Origin of the sequence: Chryseobacterium piscicola, from assembly GCF_900156685.1 — a bacterium.
Classification (GTDB): Bacteria; Bacteroidota; Bacteroidia; order Flavobacteriales; family Weeksellaceae; genus Chryseobacterium; species Chryseobacterium piscicola.
This window is the reverse complement of sequence record NZ_FTOJ01000005.1, coordinates 264,704-275,436: the sequence shown is the minus strand read 5'-3', so window position 1 is coordinate 275,436 and position 10,733 is coordinate 264,704. Positions and strand designations below refer to the sequence as shown.

Annotated in this window: 8 protein-coding genes and 1 pseudogene; 4 read left to right on the top strand and 5 right to left on the bottom strand. The window is 35.3% G+C overall.

What is annotated here, in order from left to right; genetic code table 11:
• Positions 1-250 precede the first annotated feature (250 nt).
• A complete protein-coding gene (locus BW939_RS09995; protein ID WP_123891563.1) occupies positions 251-880 on the top strand; it encodes a hypothetical protein in 630 nt (209 codons plus the stop codon).
• A 211-nt stretch (positions 881-1,091) separates the two neighbouring features.
• Here BW939_RS09995 and BW939_RS09990 read toward each other — a convergent pair.
• A pseudogene (locus BW939_RS09990) lies at positions 1,092-1,364 on the bottom strand (transposase); the annotation flags it as partial.
• A 332-nt stretch (positions 1,365-1,696) separates the two neighbouring features.
• On the opposite strand from BW939_RS09990, the gene BW939_RS09985 reads away from it, so the two are divergent.
• The 3 genes from BW939_RS09985 to BW939_RS09975 are packed head-to-tail and all read left to right on the top strand — an operon-like array spanning position 1,697 to position 5,484.
• Positions 1,697-2,284 carry a (2Fe-2S)-binding protein gene (locus tag BW939_RS09985; protein WP_076451884.1) on the top strand — a complete coding sequence of 196 codons (588 nt, stop codon included), beginning with the start codon at positions 1,697-1,699 and terminating at the stop codon, positions 2,282-2,284.
• Complete coding sequence (locus BW939_RS09980) at positions 2,281-3,258, top strand: FAD binding domain-containing protein (protein ID WP_076451883.1); 978 nt, start codon at positions 2,281-2,283, stop codon at positions 3,256-3,258. Before BW939_RS09985 ends, BW939_RS09980 begins: the two co-directional genes overlap by 4 nt.
• Before the next feature lie 12 nt (positions 3,259-3,270).
• Positions 3,271-5,484, top strand: coding sequence for a xanthine dehydrogenase family protein molybdopterin-binding subunit (locus BW939_RS09975; RefSeq protein WP_076451882.1), 2,214 nt, complete (start codon positions 3,271-3,273; stop codon positions 5,482-5,484).
• A 51-nt stretch (positions 5,485-5,535) separates the two neighbouring features.
• On the opposite strand, the gene BW939_RS09970 is transcribed toward BW939_RS09975, so the two are convergent.
• From BW939_RS09970 to BW939_RS09955, 4 genes are all read right to left on the bottom strand, one after another.
• On the bottom strand, positions 5,536-6,210 hold the full coding sequence (locus tag BW939_RS09970) for a hypothetical protein (protein ID WP_123891564.1): 675 nt from the start codon (positions 6,208-6,210) through the stop codon (positions 5,536-5,538).
• Positions 6,210-6,962 (bottom strand): hypothetical protein, encoded by a 753-nt coding sequence (locus BW939_RS09965; protein ID WP_076451880.1) that lies wholly within the window; start codon positions 6,960-6,962, stop codon positions 6,210-6,212. Before BW939_RS09965 ends, BW939_RS09970 begins: the two co-directional genes overlap by 1 nt.
• A gap of 301 nt (positions 6,963-7,263) precedes the next feature.
• A complete protein-coding gene (locus BW939_RS09960; RefSeq protein ID WP_076451879.1) occupies positions 7,264-9,072 on the bottom strand; it encodes a cytochrome-c peroxidase in 1,809 nt (602 codons plus the stop codon).
• A 63-nt stretch (positions 9,073-9,135) separates the two neighbouring features.
• Positions 9,136-10,608, bottom strand: coding sequence for a PhoX family protein (locus BW939_RS09955; RefSeq protein ID WP_076451878.1), 1,473 nt, complete (start codon positions 10,606-10,608; stop codon positions 9,136-9,138).
• Positions 10,609-10,733 lie beyond the last annotated feature (125 nt).

Here is a 10,733-nt window from a genome sequence, read left to right as displayed (position 1 = left end):
AAATCGATATTCTCCACAAAAGCATCAATAAAGCGAACCGGATTATCTTCAAAAATCGAATCTTCTAAACTCGTAAAAACCATTTGATTGCGGGCGATCCCAGTGATGTGTTGCATCATTAAATATACAAATTCCCTCCCGAAATATTGAAATTTTTTACCTATTTTTGATTAAAATAAACGGAGGTTTTTTCACAGACTGACGTTAGCGGTCAGCTTCAGAAACCGCAAAAAAACAACAGACGACTAAATTGAAAAATAAAGGACTAATAATAACGACTATCATTTTCTTTCTGACTGTAAACACAAGTTACTATTGGAAAGTAAAACTTGGACTTTTTGCGTTTCCTGCATTTCTAATTTTAGTTATTATTTATTTGGGGCTTGGATTAGCACTGATAAGACAAATTTACTTTTTAATTAAAGAAAAGTTTACAGACAAAAGCCGATTAATAAATATTGGACTTTTAACAATTGTGTTGACACTAACTTTTCTAAAACCTTTTGGACTAATTGATTTTGACAAACTTGAAGGTGACAATGTTTTAGTAGCTCAAAGAGAAGGTTCTGCAAACTGTATGGCAACGCTAAAACTGAAAGATGACTTTACTTTTAGTGAACGAAGTGTCTGTTTTGGCGTAACAGAAATTAAAGGCGAGTTTCACATACAAAATGACACTATATATTTTGATAATGTAAGTTTTGGTAGAGACGAAAACGAATTTTATAAATTTGGAATTATTGAACAATCGAAATTCAACAAAGACGGAAAACATTTTGAATTAACACGTTATAAAAGTTTGACAGATACGATTGGACATAAATTATGGATAACAAAAAATGAATTAAATAAACTTAAAGACAAAAAGCCGAACCGCTAACAGGCGTTTGGCAAGATTGCGAATTTTGTAGTAAATTCACGTTTATTTCTCGCAAGAAATTTTATCTTTGATAGAAAATAATCGGTTCCGAAGCTCGCAACCTCGCCAAGCGCCGGAACGTCAGGCTGTGAAAAAACTCACATCCTTCCTCTTTAAGCCATATTTTTACAACGCTGCAAGGTAAAACAAGCCTTGTAAGGATGCCTTATTTTTAAGCAACCAATAATACTTTTTCAAAAACAACGACTGATTTCAGCTTAAAATGATTCGTTATTTGCAAAAACAAGACGTTCCTTTTGTAAGGTGACTTCCAGTTCTTGATTTTCGCAATTAAATCAGGAACTCCCAGAATATTCATCGCACGTTTGATGTTGTAAACCAGCATAATTAAGCTATGTTCACCATTTACCTTCTCTAATCCCGTTAAATTCGTGTGATTGTAACCCCATTGCCTTTTAATGGTTCCGAAGATATGCTCGTTGATGTATTAAGGAAGTTTTAATGTTTTTTTATCTTCATGATTTCCGCTACACTCCTATTCTTGTCGCTTTCGGTGTGAATAATGGCGATTATGATAACGGCACTTGTTTTTTTCCTCAAATGGATGAGTAAATAATAATCATAAAAAAATAATAAATGCTTACAATTTTTCATGTAATAGAATTTTTTACAGAATTAAAACACACAAAGTAACTAGAATAATTCTTGAAACTATCTTAATTTTTCATCATTCTAAATTGATGAATACCACATTTTTGCACCTCTAAAATCTGTATCTTTCAATCAATTGTTTCATATTTAAATTAACAAAAAACTATGAAAATACCTTCAATGAGTCGCCGGAATTTCCTTCTGAGCTCAGGATTACTCGTATTCTGGTCTGCAATCCCAATACACGTGAAAGCAGTGGGCGAAAAAGCGCGAAATTTATTTGTGAAACCCAAGAAAGTTCTTCCATTAAAAATGAAAGTTAATGGCCAAAATTATGATCTTAATTTAGATACAAGAACAACTGTTTTGGATATGCTTCGAGAAAACCTTAATCTTACAGGATCCAAAAAAGGCTGCGATCACGGGCAATGTGGTGCCTGTACCGTTCATATAGATGGCGAAAGGGTGTTGAGTTGCCTTACCTTAGCTTGTGTTGCCCAGCAAAAAGAAATCACAACCATAGAAGGTCTTGCGACTGGGGGAAATCTTCATCCTATGCAAAAGGCTTTTATAGAATGTGATGGCTTCCAGTGTGGATATTGTACTCCAGGGCAAATAATGTCGGCGGTAGCTTGTGTAAAAGAAGGCCATACAGGTTCGATAGAAGAAATTAAAGAATTTATGAGCGGTAATCTTTGCAGATGCGGTGCTTATAACGGTATTGTAGAATCTATACAAAAAGTAGTAGGATGAGACCATTTGAATTTTTCAGAAAAGAGGATATTACCAAAACTATCTTACAGAAGAATGACAAGGCAAAATTTATAGCAGGAGGCACCAATTTGGTAGATTTAATGAAGAAAAACATTGAGCAACCAGATTATGTCATTGATGTAAATTCAGTTTTGTCTTCAAGAATTGAGGTAGATAAAAATAAACTCAGAATCGGCGCGATGTCTAAAAACTCATCAGTTGCCCAAAACCTCGATGTATTGAGAGATTATTCATTAATCTCAAAAGCAATATTAGCAGGAGCCTCTCCTCAAATAAGAAACATGGCTTCATGCGCAGGAAACATCCTTCAGAGAACGAGATGCCCGTATTTCTATGATATAACGACGCCATGCAACAAAAGACAACCGGGTTCCGGCTGCAGTGCAAAAGAAGGCGAAAATAGGATGAATGCAGTAATAGGCTACAGTGAAGATTGTGTAGCGGTGCATCCGTCGGATTTTTGTATCTCTCTTGCAGCTTTGGATGCGAGAATAATTACAAGAAATTCAAAAAATAAAAAAGAAGAAATTGAGTTTAAAAATTTTCATCGACTGCCGGGAAACACACCCAATATAGACACTCATCTTCCTCAAAATTCTATTATAGAGTCTATTGAAATACCAAAAAACCCTTTCGGAAAAAATAACGCTTATGTAAAATTAAGAGATCGCTCTTCCTATGCATTTGCGTTGGTTTCTGTTGCTTCAGCTTTAGATTTGGAAGACGGAAAAATAAAAGATTCCCGATTAGCTTCGGGCGGTGTTGCGCACAAACCTTGGCGTTGGTACGAGGCCGAAAATTTCCTTAAAGGTAAATTGCCAACAAGGGAAAACTTTTCAGCTGCAGCAGATTTAGCAATAAAAGATTTAAAACCACTTTCCAACAACGGTTTTAAAAAAGAAATGCTTCACGGAGCAATAATTACAGCGCTTCAAAGTAGTTTAAATCCTTAAAAAAAAACAAATATGGCATTTTTTGATAATGATTTAAATTTAAATCTAGAAAAAGAAGGACGTGCAGAAGCTTTGGCTAAAGTTACGGGTGGAGGAAAATATTCTGCAGAATATAAAACTGAAAATATAACCTATGCTGTAATTGTTGGAAGCACAGTTGCTTCAGGAAAAATTACAGGAATTGATGTCGCAGATGCAATGCTTGCAGATGGCGTTTTGGAAATCATGACCCACCATAATAAGCCAACAGTTGCCGGTTTAGCTTCAGAAGAAAAAATTAAAGAAAGTAGAATCGGGCTTCCGGTTTTGCATACCGACAGTATTTATTTTAAAGGACAGCCTGTGGCCGTTGTAATTGCAAAAACTCTTGAAGAAGCACAGTATGCTGCCTCCTTGGTGAAAACATTGTATCAGCAAACAAAGGCAAATGTTGATTTTAAGAATACACATTCTTTAGTTCCTTTAAAAAATGAAGGAAAAGAAAGAGGAAACATCGAAAACTGGAAAAACTCTGCCTTTAATCTGGAAGAAGAATATCATATAGAAGGCGAGGTGCATCATCCAATGGAAATGCATGCTACCATTGCGATTTGGAACGGAAACGACAAGCTGAAATTATACGATAAAAACCAAGGTGTAAACGGAGTTCAGAATACTGTAGGGAAATTATTTGGTCTTCAAACTAAAAACATTGAGGTAATCACTGAATTTATGGGTGGTGGTTTTGGTTCAGGATTAAGAGTATGGCCAAACACAATTTTAGCCATTATGGCTGCAAAAAAAGTCAACCGTCCAGTGAAATTAATGCTTACAAGAAATCAAATGTCATGTCTTGTTGGCTACCGTCCAGAATCATGGCAAAAAGTAAAATTGGGAGCAGATGCATCAGGAAAATTCACGGGTTTGCTTCACGATAGTAAAAATACAACTTCTCTTTACGAAAATTTTTTAGAAAATATCACAAGAATAAGCCGTTTGGCGTACGGTTTTGAGAATTTAAAAACTCAAATGGCTACAGTGCCACTTAATTTGTCTACACCAACCTGGATGCGTGGTCCGGGTGAATGCACAGGTGCTTTTGCTTTAGAATCTGCCATTGACGAACTTTGTTTTACAATGAACAAAGATCCTTTGGCCACAAGGCTTCAAAATTTATCAGACGTTAAAGATCCTGAAACCGGAAAAGACTGGTCTACCAACTTCATCAGAGAATGTATGGAAAAAGGAGCTGAGAAAATTGGCTGGAATGAAAGAAATCTAAAACCAAGACAAAAAAAAGACGGTGACTGGCTAATCGGTTACGGAATGGGAATCGGGATGTGGACTGCTGGACGAGGAAAAGCAAGTGCTGCCCTTGAAATGGATATTGATGGAAATATTGTCGTAAAAACGGCAATGACAGACATTGGAACCGGAACCGGGACTTCAATGCGAAATATAGTTCACGAAATTACCGGAGTTCCTTTAAACAAAATTAAAATTGATCTCGGAAAATCAACACTTCCGCAGGCTCCAAGCCAAGGAGGAAGCCGTGGACTTTCTTCTATCAGTGCCTCTTCAAATGCGATTGCTGAAACTTTAAAAAGTGAATTGATTGCTTATGCTGCAAAGATTAATCCTGAGTTTAAAAATTTAATCCCTTCAAATACTATTTTAACAGATTCGGCTGTTCAGATTAAAAATACATCAACGTCAGTAAGTTTTCAGAAAATTTTCAGTGAAAATAAATTAACGGTGATTGAAGTTGAAGAAACTACCGAACCAGGAGCGCTTCAGAAAAATTTTGCTTTTGCATCAGGAGCGGCACATTTTTGTCGTGTAAAAGTAAATGAGCTCACCGGAAAAGTGAAAATCGACCGATTTGTAAGCGTTGTAGATGGCGGAAAAATAGTGAGTGAAAAACCCGCAAAAAATCAAGTGATTGGAGCCGTTGTTGGTGGTACAGGAATGGCATTGATGGAAGAAATGAGAATAGACAAACGCATAGGCGCTTTGGTTGCAGAAGATCTCGCTGGTTACCATTTTGCAGTAAATGCAGACGTTCCTATAATTGAAGTTGATTTTATCAATAAACCAGATTTTAATCTTAATGCCAGCGGTGCAAAAGGCTTGGGCGAAGTGGGAATTATCGGTTCAGCAGCGGCAATTGCCAATGCTATTTTTAATGCAACAGGAAAACGCTTTAGAAATTTACCCATTACGCCTGATAAAATTTTGAAAGGATAATTGTAAATAAAACAAAAACTCCCGAAAACTTTACATTTTTGGGAGTTTTTATTATTTGGCAATCTGCGCTATTAACGAAAACGCTTTCATCTGTAGCTCATCTTTAGATAGTATGTTGCTTTCAATTTCTAAAGCAGTAAAATGACCTTGGCCGGATGCTAAAAGAGCACAGCCATTGGTTTTCTTTCCTTTGTTTTTGAAACTGTAGGATACAAATTTTGAATCTTTATCATCCACTTTTATATCGAAGTCTTGTAGATTAAATTTTCTTTTTACAGCTTTAAAATTCGTCATCAAATCATCTGCAGTATCGTAGGAATGCAGAAAGATACTGGTATTGTCTGGCTTTTTGATCGCCCAACTCAGTGTATCATCATAATTTTTCTGAAAATAAGCACCTGCTTCTACGTTGATTTTAGATACAACATCCAACAGGATTAAAGAATCTTTTTTGAGTTTTATTACTTTATAATTCTCTTTTTCAAAATCGCTGAGTTTGCTTATGCTGTCATAACTTTCATAGAAAAGATCATTGGAAGCTGTATCGTCTGCAGCTTTCGCTTGCCGCTCATAATTCCTGCTCATCAAGGCACTTACATCATTGTAGGAAGTATCGGAATACGAACTTTGTGAACTTTTATTACAGGTCATCGCTAAGCGCACAACACCTATAAGAGCTATAACCACCGTCAGGATGGTTTTCCATACAGATGAATTATTATTCATTATTTTACATCTGTTCTTTTGATGGTGATTTCGTTCAGTTTTTTGCCTTTAGTGTCTTTGTAAATATATTTTATATTATTCACCCCAATAGAGCTTGTTTGATCGAAGATTTGTCTCACATCTGGAGATCTCATCATTTCGTCTTTCATAAGTTGTTTTGCTTCGTCTGTGGCAAGCACTTCTGCATATTGATCTGGAACTTCAGCGGAGTACACAATATTATTTTGTGCATCAGCAGTAATCGCAACAATTTTTATTCCCGAAGTTTTATCTACAATCGGTAAACTTTTGCTGAAAACCTTCAAAATCTCGTTCAATTGTGCACTGTCTGGCTTATCACCTTTGGCAATTCCTTCAAGATCAATATTTCCCTTTTTAGTGTTCTTATCAATGGTTTGTGAAGATATAATGACGCCGTTTGAGCTGTAAACTTTTAGATTAAATTTCACCCCTTCTTCCAAAAGTTCTTTTCCTTTTGGTTCTGCCTGAATTGCCTGCCCGATGATGTCTGGAATTGCATTTTTCATCAGTTCTGCTTCTATATCAGTATCAAAATAAGTGGTTTTAATTTCAATATCAACATCTCCTGAAGTATTAGACATGGCTTTTGTGGATTTAAAGCCTGCAGTTCTCACCATCATATCGCTAGTATTGTTGTACATAGATACAAATTCTGCGGTCTTGCTTTCTGTAGATTTTTTGCAACTTACAAGCAATACAGCAATGGCAAAAATAAAGAGTAGTTTTCTCATCTAGAATAATTTAAATTTTTTGAAAGATAATAAAAAAACAAAACTCAAGAAGAATTCTGTTTACTAATTTCACAAAATAATGAATTTTATGAAGTTTTTTCTAAACTCAAGTTTTTTGCGCGGCTGTTACAAGATATTATTTGCAGGTTTTTAATCTATTTTTTATGAATATACTCTTGAATTGATCAGTAGCATCGCGACAATCTGTTATTAGCAAAAATATAATACGGTTTGCGAAGCTCCGTAGGAGCGACCTGTTAATTAATTACACATTAAAAAATTCGTCTATGAAAATATAGCATTATTTATCATTCAAAGCATTCAGAAACTCAATAATCTCATCAATTTCTATCGAAGTAAGATTCAATTTTTTATCTGAAAGCGTTTGGTTTTCTACTTTTAAATTAAACCCTTTACCGCCTCCTTGGTTGTAGAATTGCATCACTTCCTGCAATGTTTTGTATCCTCCGTTATGCATATAAGGGGCCGTTTTACTGACGTTTCTTAATGTTGGTGTTTTAAATGAATTCTGAAGAAAAGCAATGGTTTGATGGAATTTTCCCCGCCCAGCATCGCTATCAATTTTTTTGTTGAAAGCATTTTCTGCAACACCCAAAACCTCTTGTTCTGTTTTCTTAAAATTTGGAGGAACCGTTCCGTTGAAAAGCGGCAGAAAATGACAGGTTGCACATTGCGCTTTTCCCATAAAAAGATTGAAACCTCTCTTTTGCTTATTGGTTAAGGCTTTACGATTCCCTCTCATATATTCATCAAAATCTGAAGTAAATGTGGCCAAAGAACGAATATAACTTGCAAGTAGATTTTGCAGTTGCCAAACTTCAGCTTTTTCAGTTTTAAATATTTTTTTGAAATCTGTTTTATAATTTTTATTTTGATTTATCTTTAAAATAATCGTCTGCAAATCACCGTGCATTTCTTCTTTATTGGTAATGACATCCGAACTTTGACCTTCCAAATCATCTTTTCTCATATCCCAAAACTGCCCGTGCTGAAAAGCAGAATAACTCAAAGAGGGTGTATTTCTCTGTAATTTTGTATTATCTAGCGACATCGATTTTTCTAGCCCATCTGTAAATGCTTTTTCTGCATTATGACAAGTGGCGCAACTTCTGGAATTGTTGTTGGAAAGAATTTTATCATTAAAAAGTTGTTTTCCCAACTGTACTTTTTCTGGAGATGTTTCGTATTGTTTTCCGGGAGTAAAAGCATTGACGTCGAAAGCATCTTTCGAATAAAACTGTGCTGCATTTTTCCTTAAAGCGGTTGTAACTTCCACATGAGGAATATTTTCTTCTCTTCTAAAATCGAGTAAAAGATAAGATAGATTATTGAGATGAACGCTTAGAAATTCAAGATAATTAAATGTGTTTTTATCTTTATTTTTATTTAAAAACTGTTTAGACTGATTAATTTCCGAAAGGATTTTCTTTAAAGATGAATTTTGAGATTTTTCGGTTGAAATTAAATTTAGAATAGGGGTAAAAGACTCCAAAGAAACCGACATTTCTTCAAGAAACTTGCCAGAAATGGGCGTATCAAAACCCGCAATTCCTAAACTTGAAATTCTGAAAATTTCCTGTCTCAATGCATCAAAAGTTTGATCTTTTGTAACTGTTATAACTTGGAAATTGGTTTTAATTGTATTTCCTTTATTGATCAGCTTTTTAAGAATTCGGATAACTTCTGCTTTGTCTTGTTTTTCTTCTGAATAAAGCATTTCTTCCAAAACCTGAAGGCCTTCAGGCTCTATTTCTACATGCTCAGCCATCTCAATTTCCGGTAAAGCGGGCCCATTGATGAATCTTGCAGAATGAGGAAGGAAATACTCTATCGCCCATTCCATTTTTTTGTAGGTCTGGCGAAGGCTATCAAATTTTTTCTGAACAATTTTGTTGTCGCTATCTTTAGAAATCAAGATAATTAACTCGTGAATTTGAGCAAGAAAAAGTTCATTATTTTTAAAAACTACATTTTTCACTTCCACCAAATCATCTTGTAGAGGCTGATTAGGCTTGTTGCACTGCAAAATAGTAAAAACACTGAAAAGCAGAATTAGAAAAACACAAAAAGGATTTTTTAACAGTTTCATTATGTATAAAAAAGCATCAATAGAGAAAACTCTATTGATACTTTTAAGATTTAAAAATTAGTATTATCTCTGAACGTTTCTTATCAAAACGATTTGCCCACCCTCTTTGTTGGTATTTACACCTGCTCCATCAGCATTGACGAAACTATTTTTCTGCCATGTATGAGAGTGAATATTTACTGCAAAAGTATTCGGAACACCAATGATGTCTGAAACATCTATCATAGCACCATATTCCCAAGAGCCGTATTTCTGTAGATTTCCAGATTGGTTATAGGCTGTTTGCCATGCAGAATCTGTTCTTCCGTGTTTCATATTCAACCATGGTTTGTATTGCTTTGTGCTGATATCCAGCTGCCAGATGTAAGAATCGTGAGCGGCTGCGGTGTAGAAAGAATCCCCATCTTCCTGAATGTAAACATAGTTTTCTGTAACACAAAGATTGTCTGGATTAATTAAATTATTTCCAGGATTAGAATCTCCTTCTGCCACTACTTCAAGCTTTCCTGTCATCATATTGTTTTGGTTTAAAACCAATTTATACACCCTTCCCCACATCGTAAGTCCCGGTTTAGGATTTACACCGTCACCCGATTCTCCGGTTGCTGTAAAGTAGATTTCTCTTCCTTTTCCTGCCCCTTTTCTATAATCTACATCTTCCACTCTTGAAAAACGAATAGCATTGATATCCAAATTTTTCTGGTTGATTTGTGCTCCAGTAAGATTTTTAGCATTTGTAATTTCAACAAATTCTACATCATACTGAGAACCTTTAGACATATCGGTTTCTGTAGTATTGTTGTTGGTTCTTTTAAGAGAATACAATTTCCCATTATCCAAATCTCCCTGTGTATCAGCAACGTACATCAAAAGCTGACCTGCAGACTGATGCGAAGTTGAATAAGACTGATCTTCGCCAATCAAAATATACGATTTTCCGTTTGAAATATCTTTAGGAAGCGGTACTGCATTTTCCATAGAAGCCTTACCTAAAGCTGGTTTCACTCTTGTTTTATCTGAAGCCTGAGAAGCTGCTACCAAAGGATTCAGTGCGTGCACCATACTTTCTTCACCAGATTCTCCGGCAGTAAGAAAAGCACTGAAACCATGCTCGGCTACCGTTGCCAAAGTAGCAGAACACAATCTTGTCATTCCACCGATTCCGTTCAGGATATATTCTCCTCTTACAGGCTTGAAGGATTTGTTTAGATAAACTCTTGAAACCGACTGTGTGATTTCGTGATTTGTAATCATTACATATCCGTTAGAATTAGGGTCTTTCATAATTCCCATTCCGTCTGGCTGACCTGCAAATACAAAATTGGGACTGTCTGCAAGTACATCAGAGCTTGAAATTAATGTGGTGATATTTAAATTTTCAAAACCTTGCATTCCATAAACGAAAGCAGGTTCTTTTGAAAAGTTTTCAAGCTTGATGTCTTCATTGATCGGGTCTTTGGTAGTTTCGTCGTCATTACAACTCTGAAATACTGCAGCAGTAAAGAGTAAAGCTGCCCAAGTGTGGTTTAGTTTCATACTATTTTATTTAGTTTATTTACACCACAAAACTAAATGGAAACTGTTAACAGAATTTTAACAGTACAAAACCAAACGTTTAATTTTACAAGGATTAGAATGATTATTTGTTAACAGAAAGTCAA

Bases quoted from the DNA above. Each gene is read 5' to 3' on its own strand.
- BW939_RS09965 (WP_076451880.1), bottom strand. From the start codon at position 6,962: ATGAGAAAACTACTCTTTATTTTTGCCATTGCTGTATTGCTTGTAAGT.
- BW939_RS09960 (WP_076451879.1), bottom strand. From the start codon at position 9,072: ATGAAACTGTTAAAAAATCCTTTTTGTGTTTTTCTAATTCTGCTTTTC.
- BW939_RS09975 (WP_076451882.1), top strand. From the start codon at position 3,271: ATGGCATTTTTTGATAATGATTTAAATTTAAATCTAGAAAAAGAAGGA.
- BW939_RS09985 (WP_076451884.1), top strand. From the start codon at position 1,697: ATGAAAATACCTTCAATGAGTCGCCGGAATTTCCTTCTGAGCTCAGGA.
- BW939_RS09955 (WP_076451878.1), bottom strand. From the start codon at position 10,608: ATGAAACTAAACCACACTTGGGCAGCTTTACTCTTTACTGCTGCAGTA.
- BW939_RS09970 (WP_123891564.1), bottom strand. From the start codon at position 6,210: ATGAATAATAATTCATCTGTATGGAAAACCATCCTGACGGTGGTTATA.
- BW939_RS09980 (WP_076451883.1), top strand. From the start codon at position 2,281: ATGAGACCATTTGAATTTTTCAGAAAAGAGGATATTACCAAAACTATC.